Raw genomic sequence first — 23,385 nt, 5'->3', positions numbered from 1 at the left:
CCGGGAGCGAGCCACCCGATGCTTGGCCGAAGCTGCCTCGCAGGCGAGCAGCGGCATCAGGGTCGATACCGATCGAGCCGCAGCATTTATGCTCTGCGGCCAACATCACAGGTTTAGTGAAGATGAACAAGATTGCAGCGCTGGTGATTGCGATGAGTATGGGTTTCTCCGCTGCTGCGTTCGCAGACCCTCATCACGGGCGGCACGACAACCGTGCAGGCCCCCACGGCAAGCAAAAGGCCCACGGCCCCCGTGGGGGCCCGGGCAAACACTTCGAACATCATGGCCCGGACAGGCACTTCGACCACCGGGGTCCTGACAGGCGCTTCGACACGCGAGGTGGCGGGCCTGACCACGGGTGGTATCGCGGTGACCGCATCCCGCCCCAATACCGGGGCCGTCAGTACGTGGTCGATGACTGGCGCGGCCATCGCCTGAGTGCGCCGCCCCGCGGATACCACTGGGTGCAGGCGGGCGGAGACTACGTCCTGATCGCGATCGCGAGCGGCGTCATCGCTTCGATCATCCTGAATCAGTAGGGCGGCTCGGCGGTGCTTGCTCCGTCGGACCGCAGCTACGTCACGAGGCCCGCGCTTCCGCCGGATAGTCGGTGGTGACCAGCCCGGCCCGGCGACATCGGCGGGAAAGTCATGACGGCTCGCACAGCCACGTCGAGCCGGGACGCCACCGAGAAGGTCCCTGCCCGCGAATGAAACGATTCGAGTCGAAAGCGCGGCTGCGCGCCAGCGCTCGCGCCCGGCTTTTGATCGCACCGTCCGCAGACGTCAGGGCGTCAGGGCGTCAGGCGTCCGACGACGTCGATGCCGTCTGCCTTTGGCCTCACCACCACGCCTTCACTCGAGGTCGGCACCACGCCGGTCGATGCGGTGATGTTGACCTGATGCGTGACGACTACCAGCGCGCCCGGACCTTTCCACTGCTTCAGAATCTTCAACGCGGCGGCGGTCTGTTCCGGCTGACTGTCGCTGTCACCGAAGAACGAGTTGAAGCTGGCGTCTTCCCGCCCACGGTTCGGGAACGCGATTTCGGCCGTCTCCTTGGTCCGACACCACTGCGACGTCAGCACGGCGCCCACCGCGATCTGGTGGCTCGCGAATTGCTCGCCAAGTTGCCGGGCCTGCTCGCGGCCGGTTTGGTCAAGATTGCGCTGGGTACGGCAGTCGCCGAGCTTGAAGTCGGCGGGGTCGCCCACTCCTGGCGCGTTGGCATGGCGCACCAGCAGCACCGCGCCTTGCCGAAGAGCGTCCCAGGCCACTTTCTCATCGGCCTGGGCCCGCGCAAGGACCGTCGCCGCGCCCAGCGCCAGACCAATGACAGCGGAGACCACCTGGCGGGCCCATCTTTGACGTGTGAAGTTCATGGTGTTCTGCTTCGACGCCGCTAGAAAGGCGCCCCGATCGATCGAGCCCATTGCCTGAACGCGTCGATCTCCCGTTCGATCGCCGCGGCTTTCTCGCGAACCGCGTTGGCGAATTCAGGCTGTCCATTGGCCGCCAGGCAGGCCGCATATTTGGCCAGCGAGGCCCCATAGCCTGCACAGGCGGTGAGCCAGCCGACGGCAGCGGCGAAGAACGCCGGGCCGGTGGCGGTCGATGCGATCAGGCCGACACCGCCCGCCGCCACCGCTGTGCCGGCGAGGCCGGCGGTCAGTTTTTCATCGAGACATGCCATGGTGGTCTCCCGGGTTCAGGTATTGCCGCCGGCGCCGTTGTCCGCCTGCGAAGGGTCGACGCCGATATCGGTCAGGTAGGCGTCGAAATCGTTTCCCAGCGTGGTGGCACGCACCAGCTCCGGGAACTGACCCCAATCGACCGGTGTGTCGAGACTGCTGGTGTCTGCTGCTTCGTCTTCCGGATAGGACATGGGTTTCTCCTGGACATATCGAGGTCTGGAAATCGACGCGTCGGTCTTCGGCGCGTTGGCGGTAAATGGCGGACCGCATCCGGTTCCGCGGGCGAATGCCCGGATCCCTCAGGCAGGGATGAGTTTGTAGGCCCAGTTCAGGGCCGCGTCAGCGAGGTCGGAATCCCCGTATTTCTCCCAAAAAGGAAACGAGCGCCCGGAATGGGTCTGGTCCCGGGTGATGACCGTCGCGCGCTGTTCGTCGACGGTCATGGTTTTCAATTGATCGGCGGTGCAGATCCGGGTCTTGAGCAGAAAAAGAATGATGGCGGCCTTGCCGGTCAGCGTGACGCTCTTCAGGCTCTGAAAAAAATGATCGGTCGGTACTTTGGCGAGCTGATTCAGATGGTCGATCAACCGGGCGCGCAGCTGGTCTTCAGGCACGACGCCGATTTCGTCGCGTTGCGCCCAGCCGGCCCACAACAGCATGCCGTAGACGTTGTAGGTGGGCGTGGGCCGCACCGTCAAGAAAGTCTCCGGCGCCGGAATCGCCCCCGTTTTCGACAAGGGCAACAGCGTCGGCATGACGGCTTTGGGAAAGACCGTGCCATTGGCGACCGCAAAATCGACCGGCAGCGCCGCGTGCTCCGGATGGTTGATGGCCGCGCTGGCGCATTGGGCGATCAGGTCGAGGTCTGTCTGAGTGTTGGCGGCCGCCGTCTGAATCTCCGGCATCTGCGCGCCATTGGAAAAATCGAACTTGCCCGGGTGGTCGGCGATGTATTGCAGGCCGTTCAACTGATCGAGCAAAAACGAGCGGCGCCGTGCGCAGACGGCCAGCACGTCCTGGGCATGCTCGATATCGGCTTCGTTCAGCGGCAGCGGCCCACGCGCGATGGCGATCGGTGCGAGCGTTACCTGGTAGGCGGTAGACACGGCATCCGGCGTGTCCTTGAACGACTGCAGGAAGGCATTGGCGTTCTGCAGCAGTTCGTTCGGGTCGGTCGTATCCATGATCTTCAGGTTGACCGGACCACCCTCGTGGTACATCTGAACGAAAGACGAAGCGTTGTATTTGGTCTGGAGCTGCTGGAATTTGACCTTGGCGTCGGCGGAAAAAAGCCCGTAGGTTCCGCTGAGTTCGGTGACGATATTCTCGGTATCCGAGCTGCTCTGGGTTTCGATGTGAATGACACCGACGAACAGCCCGCCCATGAGCATGCCGCGCACGAAGGTGTCTCCGAATCGGCGGCTGAATATGTCGGGCCGATCGACCAGCGAAGCGGCATCGGCGGTGAGTTGCGGATCGTCGATCGACAGAAAACCGAGTTTCACCGACGCCGTCACCGCCATGAAAAGCGACGAGGTCTGCACACGCACGCTCTTGGCGAAATTGAGCCGTGCATCCACGCCCGCGCCGAAAAGCGCGGATCCATAACTCGCCTCGACGTTGATGTCGAGCGCCTCTTCGAGATCGCTGGTGGTGCGGATTCTCTGCACCTGAAACTGCACCGTGGCGCCCGCCGCGGCAGCGCGGTGGACATCGGTGACGACGCGGGCCATCGGACTGGTCGAAACGAGATCGACACCCACTCCAAAATCGTAGCCCTGAATCCAGGGCACGTGCGCTTGCCGAATGCTCATGAACTTTCGCTCCTCGAATCGACGGGAATTTCCGAACCACACACCTCCGATCAAGCCTCGTCGCTGCATCGGCGACAGCCGCGCCGCCGGGACCTGAAAAGCGAGGCCGAAGGTAGAACCGCCCTCCCCTGCCGTAAATACCGCCTTCGCGGGATAGGTCGATCAGGCGCCGAGGAAACCGTGTGCCATTGGCGATGGCCGAGGCACGGCGGTGCCGGCCCAACCAGCTCGGTCAGGCATGCGATTTCGTTGCCTGGCGCTATCGCGCGGGGTTCTGCAGAGAGACGGTTGCGAAGCTGAGCCGGGCGCCTTCGAGCTCGATACCGATGAGCCTCACGAGCTCTGTCCCGTGTCGATCAGGCTGCCCGACGTCGAGGCTTTTTGACCGGAATGTTGGCCATCAGCTCGTGCGGATGCAGAAAGAACCGGTCGTTATCCACCAATCTTTCCACCGCCAGATCGATGAATGCCCGTATGCGTTTGGGCAACGCGACTCGGCTGCCGTAATAGATGTACAGACCCAGGTGGTCGACCATGTGCTGCCCAAGTACCGGTATTAGCGCACCGCTACGGACCAGCGGCGTGGCGGTGACGCCGTCTATCTGGCCGATCACTTCGCCCGCGACCACGGCACTGGCTTCGACGTCGAGGTCGTTGGTGGTGAATACCGCCGGGATCATCCGCGACACGATTTCATTGCCGACCTTGAAGTCCCACGGGCGCTCGTTCGGCATCTGGGGTGAGCGGAATCCGCTGCAGCGGTGGTTGACCAGATCGTCGATGCTGGTCGGCGTGCCATGCGCCAGCAGATACCCGGGTGATGCACAGACGATCAGCTGCAACGGCATCAGGCGGCGAGCGATGACGCCAGTGTCGGGCGGGCTGCCTGCCCTGAAGCCAACGTCGACTCGGCTCTCGACCCAGTTCCCGAGCTTGTCGTCGAGTTGCACGTCTGGCCTGACTTCCGGATGCAGCTTGCAAAACTCTTCCAGCACGGGGGGCAATACCTGCAACATGGTCGAACGCGGGCCCACGATCCGAAGCGGCCCTGCAACGCCTTCGCTTCCTTTGCGGGCGCCGAGCAGTGCGCGTTCCAGGGTATGGAGCCCGGGCTTGGCGGTAGCGAGAAATTCTTCGCCTTCGTCGGTGAGGCTGAGCTTTCGGGTGGTGCGGTGAAACAACCGGACACCGAGATGTAATTCCAGCTGGGTTAGCGACTGACTCGCCGCCTGCGGTGACACACCTTGCTCCCCGGCGGCCTTGCGAAGACTGCCCAGTTCAGCGGCTTTGACAAAGGTAGAGATGGCGCGAAGTTCGTTGAAGGCCACGGGTGCAAGGCGCTTTTAGCCGGTTTGATTAACAAGAAAAACATGATGGATTAACCAGCAGATTGTGGCTAGTCGGTCGAAAGCCCCTTACCTATAGTGAAGTTTCGGCCTTGCCGTCCGGCCCCAGCTGCACCCAACCCTCACAGAAGGAAGCTCACGATGGAAAAATTCCCAGACCCGGCCCTGACCCGGCGAGACCTGTTCATCGTCGGAGCGGCCTCGGCTGGCGCGGTGAGCGCGACCGCGACGCCAGATGCCGAAGCCGCCCCGCCCGCTCGCAACGTGTCCGCCACCCAGAGCGAAGCTGTCATGTCGGTGAGCATGACCATCAACGGCCAGATGCAGACCATGGCGCTCGACACCCGGACGACGTTGCTGGATGCGCTGCGCGAACAGCTGCATCTCACGGGTACCAAGAAGGGATGTGACCACGGCCAGTGCGGCGCCTGCACGGTGATCGTGGATGGTCGCCGCATCAACTCGTGCCTCACCCTGGCGGTGATGCACGAAGGTGCGCGGGTCACCACCATCGAGGGCCTGGGCAGCCCGCAAAAGCTGCACGCCATGCAGGCGGCGTTCGTGAAGCACGATGGCTTCCAGTGCGGTTACTGCACGCCTGGGCAGATCTGTTCGGCCGTCAGCGTGCTCAACGAAATCAAGGCGGGCATCCCCAGCCACGTCAGTGCCGACCTGAACGTCCGGCCGCTGCTGTCCGCAGACGAAATCCGCGAACGCATGAGCGGCAATATCTGCCGCTGCGGCGCTTATTCCAACATCCTCGATGCGATAACCGAAGTCGCCGAGTCGACCGGAGGTGCGGCATGAAGTCGTTTACCTACGAACGTGCGGTGTCGGTTCGTTCGGCCGCCATCGCCGCCGCCGGCAACCCGCAGGCGAAGTTCATCGCAGGCGGTACCAACCTGCTGGACCTGATGAAGCTTCAGATTGAAGCGCCCGGGCACCTCATCGACGTGAATGGGCTGGGCCTGGACAAGATGGAGAAAACCTCCGATGGCGGCTTGCGCATCGGTGCCATGGTTCGCAATACCGACCTTGCCGCGCATGTCGATGTGCGGCGCGACTATGGCCTGCTATCCCGTGCGTTGCTGGCCGGCGCTTCCGGCCAGTTGCGCAACAAGGCGACCACCGCTGGCAACCTGCTGCAGCGTACCCGCTGCCCGTATTTCTATGACACCAACATGCCATGCAACAAGCGCCAGCCCGGTGCCGGCTGCTCGGCCATTGGTGGCGCGACCCGGCAGCATGCGGTGGTCGGTGCAAGCGACGCCTGCATTGCCACCCACCCGAGCGACATGGCAGTGGCCATGCGTGCCCTGGACGCGACGGTCGAGACGTTGCGCCCGGATGGCCAGCAACGCCGCATTCCCATCGCCGACTTCCATCGGCTCCCGGGCAACACGCCGCATATCGAGACCGTACTCGAACGTGGCGAGCTGATCACCGCGGTGACATTGCCGGCACCGATCGGCGGAACCCACATCTACCGCAAGGTGCGTGACCGGGCGTCCTACGCCTTCGCACTCGTCTCGGTGGCGGCCGTCGTCCAGAAAGACGGGACCGGACGCGTGGCCCTCGGCGGCGTCGCACACAAGCCGTGGCGCATGGCGTCAGCGGAAGCAGTTTTGCCGCAGGGTGCCAAGGCCACGACCGCGCTGTTGCTCGGTGCTGCACGGCCGACACACGAGAACGAGTTCAAGGTGGCCCTGGTCGAACGCACGCTTGCCGGCGTGTTGAATCAGGCGAAGGGCCAGTCATGAAATTCGACACTCCCGCTTCTACCAACCCCATCGACCGGATGAAGGTCGTCGGCAAGCCCTTCGACCGCATCGACGGTCCGCTGAAGACCAGCGGCCTGGCGAGTTACGCCTACGAACAGCATGACGCCGTCCCCAACCAGGCCTACGGCTACATCGTGGGTTCGGCTATCGCCAAGGGCCGTATCGCCTCGATGGACACCAAGGCGGCGCTGGCGGCTCCCGGTGTGCTGGCGGTTGTCAACGCGCAGAACGCCGGCCAGCTCGGCAAAGGCAAGTTCAACGATGCCAAGTTGCTGGGCGGCCCTGGAATCGACCACTATCACCAAGCAGTTGCGCTGGTGGTGGCCGAAACCTTCGAGCAGGCGCGTGCCGCCGCGCAATTGCTGAAAATCGACTACGTCGCAGCCTTTGGTGCGTTTGACCTCGCCGCATCGCGCGCCACCGCGACGGTCCCCAAGACCGGTCGTCCCGAGAGCGCTTTCGGCAATTTCGCTGGCACCTATCCAGATGCACCGGTGCGTCTGGACGCTACCTACAGCACTCCCGACAACAGCCACGCCATGATGGAACCCTTCGCCTCCATGGCGGCGTGGGAAGGCGACAAGGTGACGGTCTGGATTTCCAACCAGATGATCGCCTGGACGGCAGCCGACCTGGCGACCACGCTCGGCGTGGCGCCCGACAAGGTGCGCCTGATCTCGCCCTACATCGGCGGCGGCTTCGGCGGCAAGCTGTTCCTGCGGGCCGACTCGGTGCTGGCGGCCCTGGGCGCCCGCGCGGTCGGCAGGCCGGTGAAGGTGACGATGCAGCGCCCGCTCATCGCCAACAACAGCACGCACCGGCCGGCCACCATCCAGCGCATCCGCATCGGTGCCGAGCGCGACGGCCACATCACCGCCATCGGGCACGAAAGCTGGTCGGGCAACCTGCCGGGCGGCAAACCTGAAAACGCCGTCGCGCAGACCCGCCTGCTCTACGCCGGCGCCAATCGCTATACGGCGTTGCGCATTTCGCAGCTCGACCTTCCAGAGGGCAACGCCATGCGCGCGCCGGGAGAGGCACCCGGTCTCATGGCGCTGGAGATCGCCATGGACGAGATGGCCGAGAAGCTCGGCATCGACCCCATCGAGTTCCGTGCCATCAACGACACCCAGGAAGATCCCGAAAAGCCGGGCCGCCATTTCTCGCAGCGGCAGTTGGTCGAATGCCTGCGGCTGGGCGCCGAGCGTTTCGGCTGGTCGCAGCGCAATGCCCAGCCTGGGCAGCGCCGGGATGGCCGCTGGCTGGTCGGCATGGGGGTCGCAGCGGGTTTCCGCAACAACCAGCTGACCAAGTCCGGCGCCCGGGTGCGGATCACCGGCAAGGGCCAGGTCATCGTCGAAAGCGACATGACCGACATCGGCACCGGCAGCTACACCATCATGGGCCAGACGGCCGCCGAGATGATGGGCGTGACGCTGCAGCAGGTCGACGTGCGGCTGGGCGACTCATCCTTCCCGGTGTCGGCCGGTTCAGGCGGTCAATGGGGCGCCAACAACGCCACCGCGGGTGTGTACGCGGCCTGCATGAAGCTGTACGAAACCATCGCACGAAAGATGGGCGTCGCGCCTGCCGATCTGCTATTGGCCGACGGCATGGTGCGGGCCGCCGGCCGGTCGATGACGCTGGCCGAAGCGGCGGGCGACAGCGGCATCGTGGGTGAGGACTCCATCGAATACGGCGACCTGGGCAAGGAGTACCAGCAGTCGACCTTTGCCGGCCACTTCGTCGAAGTCGGCGTGGCGATGGACACCGCAGAGATCCGGGTGCGACGCATGCTGGCCGTCTGCGCCGCCGGCCGCATCCTCAACCCCAAGACGGCGCGCAGTCAGGTCATCGGCGCCATGACGATGGGCGTCGGCTCGGCGCTGATGGAAGAACTGGTCGTCGACAAACGCAAGGGTTTCTTCGTGAACCACGACCTGGCCGGGTACGAGGTGCCGGTGCATGCCGACATACCGCAGCAGGAAGTCATCTTCCTGCCGGAAACCGATCCCATTTCGTCGCCGATGAAAGCCAAGGGCATCGGAGAACTAGGCCTGTGCGGCGTGGGGGCGGCGGTGGCCAACGCGGTCTACAACGCCACCGGCGCACGGGTGCGTGACTATCCCATCACGCTCGACAAACTGCTGCCGCACATGCCGGCGTACGCCTGAACAGCAATGGGTGCCGGCGATGGACAACTTCGATTTGCGGGCCCTCCAGACCCTGTGCGCCGGGCGGCCGGCCGGTTGCCACGTACGGCTTGTCACGGTGGTCCGGACCTGGGGGCTCGTCGCCCCGGCCGGGAGGCTCCATCCTGGCCCTGTCCGAACAGGGTTCTGTGGTGGGCTCCGTCAGCGGCGGCTGCATCGAAGACGACCCGGTTGCGCCGCCCGGGCAACACGGTGTGGACACCGCCAGCGATAAAGCACCGGCACGGCGCTTCACCTGCGACGAGCAGGACACACATCGCCATCGCCGAATCGTTGGATGGAAAGGCCGTCGAGTGGATGGCGAAGGTCGGCGACGAGCAGTACAGCGCGCAGTAACACCAGCACCGCACGTCAAAAGCAAGGAATACCGCATGAGCGAAAAACCGTACGTCATCTGCCACATGGTCAGCCCGCTCGACGGGCGTCTGCTGGTCGACCCCTGGGCGCCGGACGGCAGTGCTCTCAAGAAAGCCATGCACGACGAATACCAGCGCCTGCATGTCGAGTTCGGCGCCGATGCCTGGCTGGGCGGCACTACCACCATGCAGGACTTCGCGACCGGTACCGCTTTCGATGCCGGCCCGCCAGCATCCCCACCCGGGCGGCCCTGGTACGTGGCCGACCAGCAGGCAAAGAAGTTCGCGATCGCGATGGACCGCCACGGTCGCCTGCACTGGGACAAAAACACGGCGGACGACGGTCATGTCGTGGTGATCCTGGGCCACTCCGTCCCGGACAGCCACCTCGCCGAACTGGTGGCTGCCGGTGTCTCCTATCTGGTCATGCCGGACGACGACATCGACGTGGTCGCCATGCTGGTGGCGCTCGGCGAACGACTGAATATCCGCACGCTGCTTCTGGAAGGCGGCGCAAAAATCAATGGCGCCTTTCTGAAAGCGGGGGCCGTGGATGAGATCAGCCTGCTGCTGTGCCCGGCCATCGACGGAACCACCGGCAACCCGGCGATCTTCGAAACCGGCGCGACCGGGGTGGGGCCGCAACTCAAGCTTGAACTGATAGCCGCGCAGCCTGTGGCCGCCGGTACCGTGCACCTGCGTTACCGCGTCGGCCCGGCCTGGCCGCAACCCAGGATGTCTTCATGAAATTCGACACGCCCGTCATTTCCAACCCTATCGACCGGTTGCGTGTCGTGGGCCAGCCCGCCCAGCGCATCGACGGGCCGGCCAAGACCACCGGTACGGCCCGTTATGCCTACGAGCATTACGACGTGGTCGCGCAGCAGGCCTATGGCTTCATCGTCGGCGCCGGCATCGGCAAGGGCCGTATCGTGTCAATCGACACCGCCAGGGCGAAGGCCGCTCCCGGCGTTCTCGGTGTGGTGACAGCCAGCGAGGCGGGCACGCTCGACAAGGGAATGTTCTATGTCGCCAAGGCACTCGCCGGTCCCGATGTCGACCACTATCACCAGGCCGTCGCCATCGTCGTGGCCGAGACTTTCGAGCAGGCCCGGTCGGCGTCTTTCCTGGTGGACGTACGGTATGCCGCGACTGCCGGCCGGTTCGACCTGGCCGCGGCGCGTCCTTCCGCCGTCGCGCCGGAACAGGAGCCAGACACCGCGGTCGGCGATTTCGACACCGCCTACGCGGCTGCGCCGGTGCAGGTCGATGCGCAGTTCGAGATACCCGACCAGTCGCACGCCATGATGGAACCGCACGCGACCGTCGCCGCGTGGCAGGGTGAAAAGCTCACCTTGTGGACGGCCATCCAGCTCGTCTCCTGGGGAACGCGCGACCTCGCCAAGACCTTGGGTCTCCCCAAGGAAAACATCCGGATCGTCGCACCCTACATCGGCGGCGGATTCGGCGGCAAGGGCTCGGTCATGGCCGACGCCGTGCTGGCCGCCGTGGCTGCGCGCGCCGTAGGGCGGCCGGTCAAGGTCGCTCTGCAGCGGCCGCTCATGTTCAACAACACCACCCATCGGCCGGCCACCCTGCAGCGGGTGCGTATCGGTGCCGGACTGGACGGCAGGATCGTCGCCATCGGCCACGAGACACTTTCCGGCAACCTGCCGGGCGGCATGTACGAAAAGGCGGCCAACCAGACGCGGCTGCTGTATGCCGGTGCCCACCGCATGACCAAGACGCGGCTGGCGGTGCTGGACCTGCCCGAGGGCAACGCCATGCGGGCGCCCGGCGAGGCCTCCGGAATGATGGCGCTCGAAGTGGCCATGGACGAACTGGCCGAGAAGCTGCGAATGGACCCGGTCGAACTGCGTGTGCTCAACGACACCATGGTCGACCCTGAGAACCCGGCCCGCCCCTATTCGATTCGACAGCTGGTGAAGTGCCTGCGACTGGGCGCGGAACGTTTTGGCTGGTCTCGTCGAAATCCTGTGCCGGGTCAGGTGCGCGACGGCCGCTGGCGGGTGGGCATGGGCATGGCGGTGGCGCTGCGCGGCGCACCGGTCATGAAATCCGGCGCGCGGGTGCGGCTCGACAGCGGCGGCGGCATCACGGTCGAGACCGACATGACCGACATCGGTACCGGCAGCTACACCATCCTGGCCCAGACCGCCGCCGAAATGATGGGTGTCGACCTCGAAAAGGTCACCATGCGACTGGGTGATTCCTTGTTCCCCGAGTCGGCAGGATCGGGCGGACAGTTCGGCGCTGCATCGTCTACCGCCGGGGTCTACGCCGCTTGTATGAAGCTGCGCGAGGCAGTGGCGATCCAACTTGGCTTCGACCCTGCCGAGGCGAGCTTCGTGGACGGCCAGGTCCGAGAGGGCGAGCGGCAGGTCGCCCTGAGCCAGGCAGCCCTGGCGGGCGACCTCGCCGGGGAAGACACGGTTGAATTCGGCGACCTCAGCAAACGTTATGCGCAGCAGACTTTCGGCGCGCATTTCGTCGAAGTGCGCGTCGATGTGCTCACGCTGGAGATCCGCGTGTCGCGCATGCTGGCGGTGTGCGCTGCCGGCCGCATCCTGAACCCCAGGACGGCACGCAGCCAGATCCTCGGCGGCATGACGATGGGGCTGGGCGCGGCCTTGATGGAAGAGCTGGTGGTGGACAAGCGCCACGGCTTCTTCGTCAACCACGACCTCGCCGGCTACGAGGTTCCTGTGCATGCGGACGTCCCGCGGCAGGAAGTCGTCTTCCTCGATGAAGCGGACCCGACGGCGTCGCCGCTGCAGGCCAAGGGTGTGGGCGAGCTGGGTATTTCGGGCGTGGGTGCTGCGGTGTCCAACGCCATCTACAACGCGACCGGTGCGCGGGTCCGGGACTATCCCATCACCCTCGACAAGCTGTTGAAGACCATGCCGACCTGAGCCGAACCATCAAGTCCTGCTTGCTTCCGGTTAAACGGATGGGAGCCTGGTTGAAGAACGGTGCGAAGCCTGGAGTTCTGGACATGACCTACAACGTACGCTCCTTCGCAGCCCATTCGCCCACCGGTGCCCTGGGCCTCTTCAACTTCGACCGCCGTGACCCGCGCGGACGATGGCGTCATCGAGATCCTGCAACTGCGGCGTCTGCCACTCCGATGTGACAAAGATATCGCGCGGATCGCCAAACTGGAAACTGCCGCCAGCAGCTTCTTTTCGCACCGTGACCCTGCGATGGTGAACCGGATGGCCGGGCGACGCCTCAGCGTATGAAGCAAGGGCGAACATGGCGACACTTGGCCATGAGCCGATGAAGGTCCGTCACGCCGGCCTGTGAATTGCCAGGGGGGCCGTGTCCAGCCACTCCAGGGACGAGGCTTCACGCACGCCCCGACCAGACTCGCTCGCGCCGATGTCCTCGACCGCTTCACGCCGCACCTTCGAACATCACTTGGTCGCGAATCACCAGTGAAGCGATCCATGGATCACCGGCCCATACCGGCTCCACCACCATCACGAAGCACCAGCCGCCCCGGCCGCGATCCCCTCGGCAATGGCAATCACGCGCCGGGCCCGATACAGGATCGGGTAATCGACGAACTTGCCATCCACTCGAAACGCGCTGATGCCCTGCGCCTCGGCTAAAGCGAAACCGTCGACCACCCGCCGTGCGAAGCCGACCTCTTCGGCGGTCGGCGTGAACGCCGCATGGACCGGCCCCAGTTGCGAGGGATGGATGCACATCTTTCCCTGGTAGCCGATGGCTGCTGCATGCCGCGCCGAGACCACGAGGCCGTCGCCATCCTCCAGCCGCGCCCACACCGAATCGATGGGCGCCTCCAGGCCATGCGCGCGGCTGGCGGTCACGATCACGTCGCGGGCATGGCGCGACTCGGCCTCGTCGCGCGACCAGGTGACGCCGATGTCCAGGCTGTAATCACCCGCACCGAAGGCCACGCGGCGCACCCGGCAGCCGGCGCCCAGGATGGCATCGACGGCGCGCACGCCCCGGGCGGTTTCCAGGATCGGCAAAAGGTCGATCCCGCCCGCCGGTAGGCCGCGCTCGCGTTCGAGCTGTTCGAGCACCCACTGCACCGCCAGCAAGCCGCTGGCCGATTCCACCTTGGGCAGCACGATGCCGTCCACACCCGGTGCCACCACGGCCTGCAGGTCGCCCCAGCAGAAAGGCGTGTCCATCGCGTTCACGCGGATGTAGCCCTTGCAGCGGCGCGGCCCCTGCAAGGCCTGCACCGCCAGGGCGCGGGCGCCGGGTTTTTCGGCCACCGCCACGGCGTCCTCCAGGTCGAGGATCACCGCGTCGGCATCGAGCGTCAGCGACTTCTCGACCCGGCGGGCATGGTTGGCGGGGGCGAACAGGAAGGAACGCAAGGGCATGGGATGGGTCTGGGGGAAGGATCGAGATGGACGGCAAAGGCGATGGCGGCTCAGCCCACGGCGCCGGCATCGCGCAGCGCGGCGATGCGCGCGGGCGTGAGGCCGGCCTCGCGCAGCACCTCCTCCCCGTGCTGGCCCAGGGTGGGCGCCGGTCGCGGCTGCACCAGCGGCGTGCCCTGAAACTGAATCGGCGTACGAAAGCTGCGGTAGCTGCCGATCTCGGGGTGCCGGTAGGTCGCGAGGTGGCCTTCGGCCTGCACCTGCGGGTGCTCGAACATCTCCTCGATCGGCCGCGAGACCGAGCAAGGCACCTCGCCCGCCAGTCGCGCCTCCCACTCCTCGGCGGTGTGCGCGGCCAGGCCGGCAACGATGCAGCGAGTGATCTCGTCCTGGCGGGCCACGCGCTTCTGCGGCGTGTCGTAGGCCGGATCGTCGGCCATGTCCGCGCGGCCGATATGGCGGCACAGCGCGCGCCAGAAATGCGGCGTGGTCGCCGAAATGTAGAGATGCCCTTCGCGCGTCGGAAAGATCGCGTTGACGCCGGTGGAGCGGGTACCGCGATCGACATCGGCCGCCTCGCCCTCGGCCCACACGAAGCGGCCCGACTGCGCGCACAGGGCAGCGCCCAGCAGCGACACCGCGATGCGCTGGCCCCGTCCGGTGCGCTCGCGCGCATACAGCGCCGAGGTGAGGCCCAGCGCCAGCATGGAAGCCGCGTAGTAGTCGATCACCGAGCCATAGACGACTTCGGGCGTGGCGCCCGGCTCGGCCTGGGCGACGCAGAAACCGGTCATGTTCTGCAGCACCTGGTCGAAGCCGGCGCGAGCCTGCAGCGGGCCGCTGCTTTCGCCGTAGCCGCTGAGTCCCGCGTAGATGAGCCGGGGGTGGCCGGCCGACAGCTCTTCGTAGCCGATGCCCAGCCGCTCGGCCACGCCGGGCCGGAAGTTGTGCACCAGCACGTCGGCACGCGCCACCAGGCTGCGCAGGGTGTCGAGGCCTTCCGGATTCTTCAGGTCGATCACCAGGCTGCGCTTGCCGCGGTTCACCCCCACGAAGAAACGGCAGGCGCCTGCGAGCGTGGAGGGATAGTTGCGCAGGTTGTCGCCGGTAGGTGGCTCGATCTTCACCACGTCGGCGCCCAGGTCGGCCAGCAGGGTGCAACCGAAGGGCCCGGCCACGTAGGCGCTCAGGTCCAGCACACGCAAGCCCGCCAGCGGGCCTCCCTCGCTGGCTTGCAGATCGGCGGGTGCATGGGGTTCGCGGGAAAGTGTCATGGCGTTGCGGCCCAGGGTCGGCACTATGCCCCGCGGGGCGCTATGCGCATAACCTATGAACCTTGTCTCCTTCGGGATCGACGATCCGGCTATTGGAAGAGAGATGCGTCGCTCGGGCCAGCGGGTCCAGGCTAATACCCTTTATCGACAGCGCTTATGAACTCCCCCGAAAACGCCGGCCCGGTCAAGGTCGATCTGGGCATGGTGCTGACCCTCAAGGCGCTGTTCGACACCGGACAGGTGTCGCGCGCCGCCGCCGCGCTGAACGTGTCGCAACCCTCGGTCAGCCAGACCCTGCGCCGCCTGCGCGACTATTTCGGCGACCCGCTTTTCGTGCGGGCCGGCAATGCGCTGCAACCCACGCCGCGCGCCATCGAGCTGCAGGCCTCGGTGGCCCGGATCGCCCGCGAGGTGATGCTGATATCGCAGCGGCCGGCAGCGTTCGACCCGGCCACCGCCGCGCGTGAGTTCGTGGTGTCGATGACCGACATCGCCGAACTGCTGGGGCTGTCGGCCGTCATGACCGACTTCATGGCCGAGGCGCCGCACTGCTCCATCCGCAGCATGCGCACCCGATCGGAAGACGTGCACCGGCTGCTGGAGGCGGGCGACCTCGACCTGGCCTTCGGCACCTTCTCCAGTACCAACGAAACGCTGCGCCAGATCAAGCTCGGCGACTACGACTTCGTCTGCTGCACCGCCCTGGACGTGCCGCCCGGACTCGGCGCAGACGCCTACCTGGCCGGCCGCCACGTGGTGGTGCCGCGCTTCGGAGAGGCCGAGGACAGCGCCGGCCACATCCTGCAGCGCATGGGCCTGGCGCGCACCGTGGTGCTGCGCCTGCCCAACCATGTGGCCGCCCTGGCGGCCGCGGCGCATTCGGGCCTGATCGCCACGGTGCCGCGCCAGGTCGCCGCCGGCATGGCCGGCTATTTTCCGATCCGCATCCACGACGTGCCGTTCGACCTGGGCCAGGTCAGCAGCTACATGCTGTGGCACGAACGTTTTCACAACGACCCCAGCCACCAGTGGCTGCGCGCCATCCTGTCTCGCCACTACCCGGTGCCGGGCCGCGCCCTGAAGGCGGCCGCATAAGTGGCACCTATGGAGCGTATAAGCCCGCCGGCCCTGGCACGTCGCCGCGCCCGCCGCGACCATCCGGACCGGGCCTCCGGCCCGATGGAGACAAATACATGGTCGGTTCCTGTTCCGCTGCGCCCTCGCACCACCTTCGCCGGCGCACCCTGCTGGGCGCATTGCCGCTGATCGCCCCCCTGCTGGCGGCCGCCCAGCCTGCCTGGCCGACACGGTCCATCACCGTGATCGCGCCCTCCGGTGCGGGCGGCGGCCTCGACGCCCTGGCGCGTTTCGTGGCCGGCGGCATCTCGCCGATGCTGGGCCAGCCGGTGGTGGTGGAGAACAAACCCGGCGCCAACGGCGCCATCGGCGCCCAGGCCGTCGCCCGCGCGGCACCCGATGGCTACACCCTGCTGATGGGCGACGTGGGCGTGCTGTCGATCAACCCGGCGCTGTTCCCCCGCCTGCCCTACGACCCGCAGAAGGAACTGGCGCCGATCGCGGTCGTGGCCAAGCTGCCACTGGTGTTCGTCACCGGCGCGAACAGCCGTTTCACGTCGCTGAAGGTGCTGCTGCAGGCGGCGCGCACCTCCGAGCTCTCGCTGGGATCGGTCGGCGTGGGCAACATCACGCACCTCACCGGCGCGAACCTGGAACACGCCGCCGGTGTGCACATGGTGCACGTGCCCTACAAGGGCGCGCCGGCGGTGCTGGCCGATGTCGCTTCCGGCGTGGTGGACGTCACCGCGACCAGCGTGGTGTCGGCCGCGGAGCTCATCAAGGGCGGCCGGCTGCGTGCCCTGGCGCTGGCCGGCGACAAACGCATGCCGCAGTTGCCCGGTGTGCCGACCGTGGCCGAGGAAGGCTTTCCAGGCTTCGACAACTCCTCCTGGATCTGCCTGCACGCGCCGGCCGCCACGCCGCCGGAAGTCGTCGACCTGCTCTACCGGTCCGTCGCCAGGCTGCTGGCCTCGGCCGAAGCCAGGGAGTGGATGGACCGCAAGGGCTACGAGGTCATCGGCATGAACCCGGAGCAGACCCGGGCCTACAGCATCGCCGAGCAGAAACGATGGAGCGAGGTGATACGGCAGGGCAACGTGCGCGCGGACTAGGCGCCTGGTGCCGGCGAGCGCGGGCAGCCGCCGGGCGATGGCCCGGGCACAGGACCTGGATCGGCGACGTTCTCGACGCCGTAGCGCTGCCCCTGCCCGGGCCTGGCAGGGGCGATGACTGGTTTTGGTGCAACCAATCATCACAAAAGCGCAATCCCGGGATTTCGCCATCAGCATTGCCCGCCTGATTCACCGTCCCCTGCACCAACCGAATGAAGACAATTCTCACCCTCGGCCTGCTGGCCTCGACCCTGTTGGCCGGCTGCCAGGCCACGAGCAACATGGACACCAGCCAGCTCGGCACCATCGGCGGCACCGCCTTGCAGGTCATGGCGCTGTCCGACAGCGACATCAAGACCATGTCCGACCAGTCCTGCGCCAGCATGGACCAGAAGAACCAGGTCGCCGCCAGCGACAGCGCCTACGTCACCCGCCTGAACCAGGTCGTGGCCGCCATGCCGCAGACGGTCAACGGCACCCCGGCCAACTACAAGGTCTACCTCACCAAGGACGTGAACGCCTGGGCCATGGCCAATGGCTGCATCCGGGTCTACAGCGGCCTGATGGACCAGATGAACGACGACGAACTGCGCGCCGTCATCGGCCACGAGATCGGGCATGTGGCGCTGGGCCATTCCAAGTCCAAGATGCAGACCGCCTATGCCGCGTCGGCCGCGCGCGGTCTGGCCGCGGCCATGGGCGGCGCCATCGGCAGCCTGTCGCAATCGCAGCTGGGCGCTTTAGGCGAACAGTTCGTCAACGCCCAGTTCTCACAGTCGCAGGAATCCGCCGCCGACAACTACTCCTTCGACCTGCTCACCGAACGCAAGCTGGAGCGCAAGGGTCTGGTGACCGCTTTCCAGAAGCTCGCGCAACTCGGCGGCGGCACCGGCATCAGCCTGCTGGCCTCGCACCCGCCTTCGACCGAACGCGCCAACGCCATGCAGCGTCGGCTGGACGCAGCCGGCGGCCGATGACCCTGGCCTCGTCGTCCGCCGCGCACGTGGCCGGCGGTGGCTGCCTGGACTCGAGCATCTCGATCGCATGGCCCACGGGCGTCGTGGTCCGGGGCTCATTTGCCTCCGGTCACATCCAGGAAGGTGCCGGTGACGAACGAAGCCTGCGGACCCGCGAGCCACAGGATGGCGCGGGCAACCTCCTCGGGCTGCCCGCCCCTGCCCATCGGAATGGAGTCTTTCACCCGATCCACCCGGCCGGGCTCGCCGCCGCTGGCGTGCATCTCGGTGTAGATGTGCCCGGGCCGGATGCAATTGACGCGTATGCCTTCCCGGGCCACCTCCTTGGCCAGGCCCGTGGTGAAGGTTTCCAGCGCACCCTTGGAGGCTGCGTAGTCCACGTACTCATGAGGGCTGCCGAGCCGTGCGGAGGCCGAGGAGATGTTGACGATGGCGCCCCCTCGCCCCTGGTGGCGCGTCGACATCCTCCGGACCGCCTGTTGCGCACAAAGAATGGGACCGATGGCATTGACGGCGAACATGCGCTGCATGCGCTCGAACCCCAGGTCTTCCAGGCGTGACTGCCGCGCCAGTATCGCGGCGTTGTTGACCAGCACGTCGACGCGGCCGAAGGCCTCGTCCACGGCGGTGAACAGGCGTGCGACCTGCTCGGGATCGGCGTTGTCCGCACGCACGGCCAATGCCCGACGACCCTGTGTTTCGACATCGGCGACCACCTGGCGTGCGGAGGCCTGGTCGGCAAGGTAGCTGATCACGACGTCGTAGCCCTCGGCTGCGGCCAGCCGCGCTGTCGCCGCACCGACACCCCGGCTTCCGCCGGTGACAAGAATGACGGGGGTCTCTGATTCGATGGTCATCACAAAAACCTTGGTGATTACGCTGGCGCTCCAGCGCGATGGAGATAGGGCCGCAGGACGAGCGCCATCGGCACGATGACGACGGCCGTCATGGCGGTCGCCACGGTGGCCAGGTGCACGCCGAAATGGTCGCCCAGCAGGCCGTAGGCCACCGGCGCGGCGGCGCCGGAAGCGATCGCGCCGGTGTAGAACCAGGCGAAGGCACGTTCCGTGTCGCCAGGAGCCGCGAGGTCCGGCACGGATCCGTAGAGCACGGACGAAGTGCCGTTGAGCATCACGCCCAGGATGGGCAGCAGAACCAATGCCGGCATCAAAGGACACCACAGCACGGCCAGGATCAGCGCGGCGGTCGCTCCCTCGGTGACCAACACCGTCCCCGTCACGCCGACGCGCTGGCCCAGCCAGCCGCAAGCGAACTTGCCCGCCGCGCCGCCGATGAAGACCAGGGCCAGTGCCGTTCCCTGCATGCCGTCCGACAGGCCCTTGGCTCTGAGAAGAAAAGGCAGGAAGGTCAGCAGGCCCATCCGGACGGCGGTGTCGAGTACGCCGATGCTCAGGAGCAGTCGAAAGCCGGGTGCCCCAGCGTGCTTGCCGCCAGCGGCACCCTGGTGCTTCGACTCCCCTTTCCGCGCAATCGTCGGGAGGAAAAGTGCAAGGCTGACCGCGGCCAGGCAACCGGCCACGGACATCGCCCACAAGGCCGGGCGCCAGGCCACGGTGGTCAGCAGCAAGGAAAGCGCGGCAGGCAATGCCGCCTTGCCCAGGTCTCCCGCGAAGTTGTAGACGCCCAGCGGCCCGCGTGCATCGCGCCCATAGACCCGGGACACAGCGCCCGAGGCCAGCGGATGTTGCGTGCTGGACCCCGCGCCGGAAACGGCCAGGGCCACGCAGAGGCCGATCAGGCTGCCGGACATTCCCGCCGCCCCATACCCGAGTGCGGCCAGCAAGGTGCCGAGGGCCAGCGTGGCCCGGCTACCGATTCGTTGCGCGAGCCGGCCAGAAGCCAGCTGCAGGCACGCCATCGTGCCCGCGTAGATGCCGCGCAGCATGGCCAGTGCACCGTAGCCCAGGCCGAACTCGGTCTGCCACACCGGAAGCAGCACGTAGATCATGTCGGTGTAGCCGTCGTGCAGTGCGTGGGCCATGCAGGAGAGCCACAGTACCCGGGCTCTGGGCGTGGTGCCACGGGCCGTCTGCGATGGCTCTGCGGCAAGGGTGGGCGTCGTCATGGACCGGGATGCTAGGGCTGCACCCGCAAAACCACCACAGACGTAATATCGCAGCGATGGTGAATAAAAGTCACGTCATGCCAGATGACGACATCGTGAACGCGCGCACCCGGCTTCCGCCGCTCAACGCCTTGCGCAGTTTCGAAGCAGTGGCACGCCAGGGAAGTTTCGCGGCCGCCGCGGCCGATCTGAACGTGACGCATTGGGCGGTGGGAAAGCAGATCCGGCTGCTGGAAGACTGGTTCGGCCTGGCCTTGTTCGAGCGGCGACCGCGCGGCGTGAAGCTGACCGATGAAGGCGCCGCCCTGCTGGGCGATGTGGGCGTTGCGTTCGAGCGCCTGAGCAGCGGTGCCGACCGCTTGCGCGGTGGACGTCCGTCCCGGCAGGTGTCGGGGGCCGTTCGGGTGAATGTGCTGGTCAGCTTTGCGCTGCACTGGTTGCTGCCACGTCTGCCGGACTTCCATGCCCTGTATCCGGGCATCGAGGTGCGGATATCGACCACCTCCCGAAAGCTGCGCTACATCGGCGACGCCTTCGACATCGGTGTTCGCTCAGGACCGGAGGAAGGCGCCGGACTCGTCTCGCATCCCTTGATGGCGGACGAGCGCCTGCCCGCCTGCAGTCCGGCGCTGCTGAGGCAGCATCCGATCCGCACGGCAGCGGACCTTGAAAAACATACCCTTCTGCATTCGGCCAGTACGCGCGGCGCCTGGGCGCAATGGCTCGCGCAGGCCGGCGCGCCCCGGCTGCGGGCGGCCCGCCACGTGGAGTTCGAACACGTGTTCCTGCAGCAGGCGGCTGCGCTGGAAGGCCTGGGCGTCACCCTGGCGTCCCTTCCGCTCATCGAGCGCGAGCTGGCGGCGGGTCGTCTGGTCTGCCCGCTGTCTGCTCCCGTGTGGAGCGCGCCGGCCTACACCCTGGTGTTGAATGCCGAGCGTGGAAAAGACCCGGCGGTCGAAACCTTCCGCGAGTGGATGATCCGAGGCGGACTCAGCTCGAAGCGATGAGCGCCAGCGGTCGCCGGCGCATGGAGGCCTGGTGTCGGTCGGCTCCCGCATGCCGACCGCCGTCGCGAAACACCCGGTCAATCCAACCGGCTTATTCCGGCTGGATCTTTCCCTTGCGAATGACTTCGGTCCACTTGGCGATCTCTTCCTGGAGCCGAGCGGCAAACTCCGCCGGCGTGCTGCCGACCGGCTCGAACCCCAAGGCCTTGAGCCGGGTCTGCATCTCGCCTGTGCGGATGGAGGCCATCAGCGCATGGCTGGTCTTGTCCACCACGGCGGCGGGCACCCCCTTGGGTGCGACCAGGCCGAAGAAAGGCATGGTGTCCACGCCCGGCAATCCTGCCTCGACGAAGGTGCGCACCTCGGGCAGTTGGGGCGCGCGATGAGCGCCGGTGACCGCAAGCGCGCGCAGCTTGCCAGCCTTGATGTGCTCGACGAGGGTCGGCACCGTGGCGAACGCGAACTGCACCTGGCCGCCCAGCAGATCGGTGATGACGGTGCCGCCGCCCCGGTAAGGAACATGGGTGACCTGCACACCGGCCTGCTGCGCGAGCTGCTCGCCTGCCAGATGCGGGCCGCTGCCCACCCCCGCCGAGCCGTAGGACAGCGTGTTCGGCGCCGCCTTGGCCTTGGCCACGAAAGCGGCGAGATCGGTCACCGGTACCGACGGATGCGTGACCAGCACGAACTGGGCGGTCGCGATCAGGCAGACCGGCGCGAAGTCCTTGACGGTGTCGTAAGGCAGGCGCGAACCGAGCAGGCCGGGGTTGATGGCGAAGGTGCTGTCGACCATGCCCAGTGTGTAGCCGTCCGGCGGCGCAGTCGCCACGGCGCGGGTGCCGATGGTGGTGCCGCCGCCGCCGCGGTTGTCCGCGATGAAAGGCTGGCCCAGCGCCTGCTGCATGGCCTGAGCGGCCAGCCGGCCCAGGTTGTCGGTGGCGCCACCAGCGGGATAAGGAATGATGAGGCGGACCGTCTTGTCGGGGTACCCCGCCTGGGCGAACGACAGCCCGGGTGATGCCGCCCCCAGCGCCAGGGCGCCGCACTGCGCGATGAAAGTCCTGCGTTGTCTCTTCATGTCTGTCTCCGATGTTGCCGATGTTGTCGATGGCCGCCACGCGGCCGCTATCGGGCGAAGCTGCCCTGCATCAATGCCGGCTCGGGGTCTGCGCCGAGCCCTGGCGTATCGGGTAGGGCGAGCCAGCCGTCGCGAATCGGAACGCTGTCGCCGTAAGGCACATGGGCCAGCTCCACATACAGGCGCTCCAGCGAGACTTCCTTCTGCTGCGCGGCGATCAGGTGCAGACTCGCCAGAAACCCCGGCCCGAAGAAAGCCACCTGGGGCGCGCAGGTCACCTCGGTGCCCTGGCAGGCCTGGGAGATATCGAACGCCGAGGTCAGGCCGAGCTTGATCACACTGGGTTGCACGTAGTCCACAGCGGCGCTTTTCACCATCTGCTGCAGCGCCCAGGCGCAACTGGCGTTTTCGCCCACCGCCAGCGGCACCGGCACCCGCTGCTTCAATGCGCTCAACGCCTGTTCGTCTTCCGGCTGCCAGATCGGCTCTTCTATCCAGAACGGGTCGTGGACCAGCATGGCAGCGATGGCGGACTCTGCCTCGGAGGGCAGCCAGGCGCAGTTGGTGTCGACCATCACTGGCACCTCCCGGCCCACCGATGCGCGGGCCGCACCCAGAGCGTCGGCGGTTCTTTCGTGCAGCTTGATTTCCCGGTAGCCCTGCGCCAAGGCCCGCTGGGTCACCTCGGTCAGCAGCGACGCGTCCCCGTAATACTGCAGAAGGGATGCGTAGACCTTGACTCGGTCACGTTTCTTGCCCCCCAGCAGCTGGTAGAGCGGCACCTTCTCGCGTTTGGCGCGCAGGTCCCACAAAGCGATGTCCAGGCCGGCCAGTGCATGGAGCACCGGACCGGAACGTCCGAGGTTGTGCAGCACCCGTTGCATGCCGGGAACCAGGCCGGCGTCGTCGGCGGCACGGCCGCAGGCCAGCGGTGCGATCAAGGATTCGAAGATCGCCTGCAAGGCCCGCGGCTCCACGCAGTACGACTCACCCCAGGCCACCGTGCCATCCGCCGTCTCCAGCCGCACCAGGGCGCTGTCGAGCTTGTCCCGGGGTTTGCCGGCGAACAGGGGCGGCTTGCTCCAATGATGGAAAGGCAGCCGCATGGGAATGCAGGTGACGGAGACGATGTCGTTGGCGCTCATGGAAATACCGGAGGAATGCGGCGGAAATGCTCCATCGCGAA

The 23,385-nt window shown here is 66.5% G+C and carries 22 protein-coding genes and 1 pseudogene; 11 read left to right on the top strand and 12 right to left on the bottom strand.

Going from position 1 to position 23,385, the window contains the following annotated elements:
• The first annotated feature begins 122 nt into the window (after positions 1-122).
• Complete coding sequence (locus tag R9X41_RS06805; protein WP_318634125.1) at positions 123-539, top strand: RcnB family protein; 417 nt, start codon at positions 123-125, stop codon at positions 537-539.
• Between the two features lie 254 nt (positions 540-793).
• Here the strand turns inward: R9X41_RS06805 and R9X41_RS06800 are convergent, their stop codons facing one another.
• The 5 genes from R9X41_RS06800 to R9X41_RS06780 all read right to left on the bottom strand — a co-directional run bounded on the left by R9X41_RS06800 (position 794) and on the right by R9X41_RS06780 (position 4,835).
• Positions 794-1,381, bottom strand: a complete 588-nt coding sequence (locus R9X41_RS06800; RefSeq protein WP_318634124.1) for a histidine phosphatase family protein — start codon at positions 1,379-1,381, stop codon at positions 794-796.
• Between the two features lie 20 nt (positions 1,382-1,401).
• Complete coding sequence (locus tag R9X41_RS06795) at positions 1,402-1,692, bottom strand: hypothetical protein (protein ID WP_318634123.1); 291 nt, start codon at positions 1,690-1,692, stop codon at positions 1,402-1,404.
• Between the two features lie 15 nt (positions 1,693-1,707).
• Complete coding sequence (locus R9X41_RS06790) at positions 1,708-1,884, bottom strand: hypothetical protein (protein ID WP_318634122.1); 177 nt, start codon at positions 1,882-1,884, stop codon at positions 1,708-1,710.
• 108 nt (positions 1,885-1,992) lie between these two features.
• Positions 1,993-3,507, bottom strand: coding sequence for a hypothetical protein (locus R9X41_RS06785; RefSeq protein WP_318634121.1), 1,515 nt, complete (start codon positions 3,505-3,507; stop codon positions 1,993-1,995).
• 356 nt (positions 3,508-3,863) lie between these two features.
• Positions 3,864-4,835: a LysR family transcriptional regulator gene (locus tag R9X41_RS06780; protein ID WP_318634120.1), complete on the bottom strand. Its 972-nt coding sequence runs from the start codon at positions 4,833-4,835 to the stop codon at positions 3,864-3,866.
• A gap of 159 nt (positions 4,836-4,994) precedes the next feature.
• Between R9X41_RS06780 and paoA the strand changes: the two genes are divergently transcribed.
• From paoA to paoC (R9X41_RS06755), 6 genes and pseudogenes are all read left to right on the top strand, one after another.
• Positions 4,995-5,660, top strand: coding sequence for an aldehyde dehydrogenase iron-sulfur subunit PaoA (paoA, locus tag R9X41_RS06775; RefSeq protein ID WP_318634119.1), 666 nt, complete (start codon positions 4,995-4,997; stop codon positions 5,658-5,660).
• Positions 5,657-6,613 carry an FAD binding domain-containing protein gene (locus tag R9X41_RS06770; RefSeq protein ID WP_318634118.1) on the top strand — a complete coding sequence of 319 codons (957 nt, stop codon included), beginning with the start codon at positions 5,657-5,659 and terminating at the stop codon, positions 6,611-6,613. Before paoA ends, R9X41_RS06770 begins: the two co-directional genes overlap by 4 nt.
• Positions 6,610-8,808 carry an aldehyde oxidoreductase molybdenum-binding subunit PaoC gene (gene paoC, locus R9X41_RS06765; protein ID WP_318634117.1) on the top strand — a complete coding sequence of 733 codons (2,199 nt, stop codon included), beginning with the start codon at positions 6,610-6,612 and terminating at the stop codon, positions 8,806-8,808. The genes R9X41_RS06770 and paoC (R9X41_RS06765) overlap by 4 nt, the downstream gene beginning before the upstream one ends.
• 89 nt (positions 8,809-8,897) lie before the next feature.
• Positions 8,898-8,972, top strand: a pseudogene (locus R9X41_RS23670) (hypothetical protein); the annotation flags it as partial.
• 6 nt (positions 8,973-8,978) lie between these two features.
• A complete protein-coding gene (locus R9X41_RS06760; protein ID WP_318634116.1) occupies positions 8,979-9,950 on the top strand; it encodes a RibD family protein in 972 nt (323 codons plus the stop codon).
• Positions 9,947-12,136: an aldehyde oxidoreductase molybdenum-binding subunit PaoC gene (paoC, locus tag R9X41_RS06755; protein WP_318634115.1), complete on the top strand. Its 2,190-nt coding sequence runs from the start codon at positions 9,947-9,949 to the stop codon at positions 12,134-12,136. Before R9X41_RS06760 ends, paoC (R9X41_RS06755) begins: the two co-directional genes overlap by 4 nt.
• Before the next feature lie 141 nt (positions 12,137-12,277).
• Here paoC (R9X41_RS06755) and R9X41_RS06750 read toward each other — a convergent pair whose 3' ends face one another.
• The 3 genes from R9X41_RS06750 to R9X41_RS06740 form a co-directional block, all read right to left on the bottom strand.
• Positions 12,278-12,481 (bottom strand): hypothetical protein, encoded by a 204-nt coding sequence (locus tag R9X41_RS06750; protein ID WP_318634114.1) that lies wholly within the window; start codon positions 12,479-12,481, stop codon positions 12,278-12,280.
• A gap of 225 nt (positions 12,482-12,706) precedes the next feature.
• Positions 12,707-13,588 carry an HpcH/HpaI aldolase/citrate lyase family protein gene (locus R9X41_RS06745; RefSeq protein WP_318634113.1) on the bottom strand — a complete coding sequence of 294 codons (882 nt, stop codon included), beginning with the start codon at positions 13,586-13,588 and terminating at the stop codon, positions 12,707-12,709.
• A gap of 50 nt (positions 13,589-13,638) precedes the next feature.
• Entirely contained in the window at positions 13,639-14,862 is a 1,224-nt protein-coding gene (locus tag R9X41_RS06740) for a CaiB/BaiF CoA transferase family protein (RefSeq protein ID WP_318634112.1), read from the bottom strand.
• Between the two features lie 156 nt (positions 14,863-15,018).
• On the opposite strand from R9X41_RS06740, the gene R9X41_RS06735 reads away from it, so the two are divergent.
• The 3 genes from R9X41_RS06735 (at position 15,019) to R9X41_RS06725 (ending at position 18,028) form a co-directional block, all read left to right on the top strand.
• Positions 15,019-15,957, top strand: a complete 939-nt coding sequence (locus R9X41_RS06735) for a LysR family transcriptional regulator (RefSeq protein ID WP_318634111.1) — start codon at positions 15,019-15,021, stop codon at positions 15,955-15,957.
• Positions 15,958-16,055: 98 nt separating this feature from the next.
• Positions 16,056-17,051 carry a Bug family tripartite tricarboxylate transporter substrate binding protein gene (locus R9X41_RS06730; RefSeq protein WP_318634110.1) on the top strand — a complete coding sequence of 332 codons (996 nt, stop codon included), beginning with the start codon at positions 16,056-16,058 and terminating at the stop codon, positions 17,049-17,051.
• A 212-nt stretch (positions 17,052-17,263) separates the two neighbouring features.
• A complete protein-coding gene (locus R9X41_RS06725; protein ID WP_318634109.1) occupies positions 17,264-18,028 on the top strand; it encodes a metalloprotease LoiP in 765 nt (254 codons plus the stop codon).
• A 95-nt stretch (positions 18,029-18,123) separates the two neighbouring features.
• Here R9X41_RS06725 and R9X41_RS06720 read toward each other — a convergent pair whose 3' ends face one another.
• Both R9X41_RS06720 and R9X41_RS06715 read right to left on the bottom strand, forming a co-directional pair.
• On the bottom strand, positions 18,124-18,885 hold the full coding sequence (locus R9X41_RS06720; protein WP_318634108.1) for a glucose 1-dehydrogenase: 762 nt from the start codon (positions 18,883-18,885) through the stop codon (positions 18,124-18,126).
• 17 nt (positions 18,886-18,902) lie between these two features.
• Positions 18,903-20,030: an MFS transporter gene (locus R9X41_RS06715; RefSeq protein WP_318634107.1), complete on the bottom strand. Its 1,128-nt coding sequence runs from the start codon at positions 20,028-20,030 to the stop codon at positions 18,903-18,905.
• Positions 20,031-20,170: 140 nt separating this feature from the next.
• On the opposite strand from R9X41_RS06715, the gene R9X41_RS06710 reads away from it, so the two are divergent.
• Positions 20,171-21,121 carry a LysR substrate-binding domain-containing protein gene (locus tag R9X41_RS06710; protein ID WP_318635166.1) on the top strand — a complete coding sequence of 317 codons (951 nt, stop codon included), beginning with the start codon at positions 20,171-20,173 and terminating at the stop codon, positions 21,119-21,121.
• Between the two features lie 91 nt (positions 21,122-21,212).
• Here the strand turns inward: R9X41_RS06710 and R9X41_RS06705 are convergent, their stop codons facing one another.
• Positions 21,213-22,199: a Bug family tripartite tricarboxylate transporter substrate binding protein gene (locus tag R9X41_RS06705; protein WP_318634106.1), complete on the bottom strand. Its 987-nt coding sequence runs from the start codon at positions 22,197-22,199 to the stop codon at positions 21,213-21,215.
• A gap of 47 nt (positions 22,200-22,246) precedes the next feature.
• Complete coding sequence (locus tag R9X41_RS06700; protein WP_318634105.1) at positions 22,247-23,344, bottom strand: mandelate racemase/muconate lactonizing enzyme family protein; 1,098 nt, start codon at positions 23,342-23,344, stop codon at positions 22,247-22,249.
• Between the last annotated feature and the right edge of the window lie 41 nt (positions 23,345-23,385).

It is taken from the genome of Xylophilus sp. GOD-11R, from assembly GCF_033546935.1.
Taxonomy (GTDB): Bacteria; Pseudomonadota; Gammaproteobacteria; order Burkholderiales; family Burkholderiaceae_C; genus Xylophilus.
Note: the sequence above shows the minus strand (reverse complement) of the source record. Positions and strands in the feature narration are given on the sequence as shown.

Excerpts from the sequence above, each read along its gene's own strand:
- R9X41_RS06785 (WP_318634121.1), bottom strand. The coding sequence starts at position 3,507 with ATGAGCATTCGGCAAGCGCACGTGCCCTGGATTCAGGGCTACGATTTT.
- R9X41_RS06730 (WP_318634110.1), top strand. The coding sequence starts at position 16,056 with ATGGTCGGTTCCTGTTCCGCTGCGCCCTCGCACCACCTTCGCCGGCGC.
- R9X41_RS06770 (WP_318634118.1), top strand. The coding sequence starts at position 5,657 with ATGAAGTCGTTTACCTACGAACGTGCGGTGTCGGTTCGTTCGGCCGCC.
- paoC (WP_318634115.1), top strand. The coding sequence starts at position 9,947 with ATGAAATTCGACACGCCCGTCATTTCCAACCCTATCGACCGGTTGCGT.
- R9X41_RS06715 (WP_318634107.1), bottom strand. The coding sequence starts at position 20,030 with ATGGCCCACGCACTGCACGACGGCTACACCGACATGATCTACGTGCTG.
- R9X41_RS06725 (WP_318634109.1), top strand. The coding sequence starts at position 17,264 with ATGAAGACAATTCTCACCCTCGGCCTGCTGGCCTCGACCCTGTTGGCC.
- paoC (WP_318634117.1), top strand. The coding sequence starts at position 6,610 with ATGAAATTCGACACTCCCGCTTCTACCAACCCCATCGACCGGATGAAG.
- paoA (WP_318634119.1), top strand. The coding sequence starts at position 4,995 with ATGGAAAAATTCCCAGACCCGGCCCTGACCCGGCGAGACCTGTTCATC.
- R9X41_RS06745 (WP_318634113.1), bottom strand. The coding sequence starts at position 13,588 with ATGCCCTTGCGTTCCTTCCTGTTCGCCCCCGCCAACCATGCCCGCCGG.
- R9X41_RS06740 (WP_318634112.1), bottom strand. The coding sequence starts at position 14,862 with ATGACACTTTCCCGCGAACCCCATGCACCCGCCGATCTGCAAGCCAGC.
- R9X41_RS06705 (WP_318634106.1), bottom strand. The coding sequence starts at position 22,199 with ATGAAGAGACAACGCAGGACTTTCATCGCGCAGTGCGGCGCCCTGGCG.
- R9X41_RS06735 (WP_318634111.1), top strand. The coding sequence starts at position 15,019 with ATGAACTCCCCCGAAAACGCCGGCCCGGTCAAGGTCGATCTGGGCATG.
- R9X41_RS06790 (WP_318634122.1), bottom strand. The coding sequence starts at position 1,884 with ATGTCCTATCCGGAAGACGAAGCAGCAGACACCAGCAGTCTCGACACA.
- R9X41_RS06805 (WP_318634125.1), top strand. The coding sequence starts at position 123 with ATGAACAAGATTGCAGCGCTGGTGATTGCGATGAGTATGGGTTTCTCC.
- R9X41_RS06795 (WP_318634123.1), bottom strand. The coding sequence starts at position 1,692 with ATGGCATGTCTCGATGAAAAACTGACCGCCGGCCTCGCCGGCACAGCG.
- R9X41_RS06750 (WP_318634114.1), bottom strand. The coding sequence starts at position 12,481 with ATGTTCGCCCTTGCTTCATACGCTGAGGCGTCGCCCGGCCATCCGGTT.
- R9X41_RS06700 (WP_318634105.1), bottom strand. The coding sequence starts at position 23,344 with ATGAGCGCCAACGACATCGTCTCCGTCACCTGCATTCCCATGCGGCTG.
- R9X41_RS06710 (WP_318635166.1), top strand. The coding sequence starts at position 20,171 with ATGGTGAATAAAAGTCACGTCATGCCAGATGACGACATCGTGAACGCG.
- R9X41_RS06800 (WP_318634124.1), bottom strand. The coding sequence starts at position 1,381 with ATGAACTTCACACGTCAAAGATGGGCCCGCCAGGTGGTCTCCGCTGTC.
- R9X41_RS06720 (WP_318634108.1), bottom strand. The coding sequence starts at position 18,885 with ATGACCATCGAATCAGAGACCCCCGTCATTCTTGTCACCGGCGGAAGC.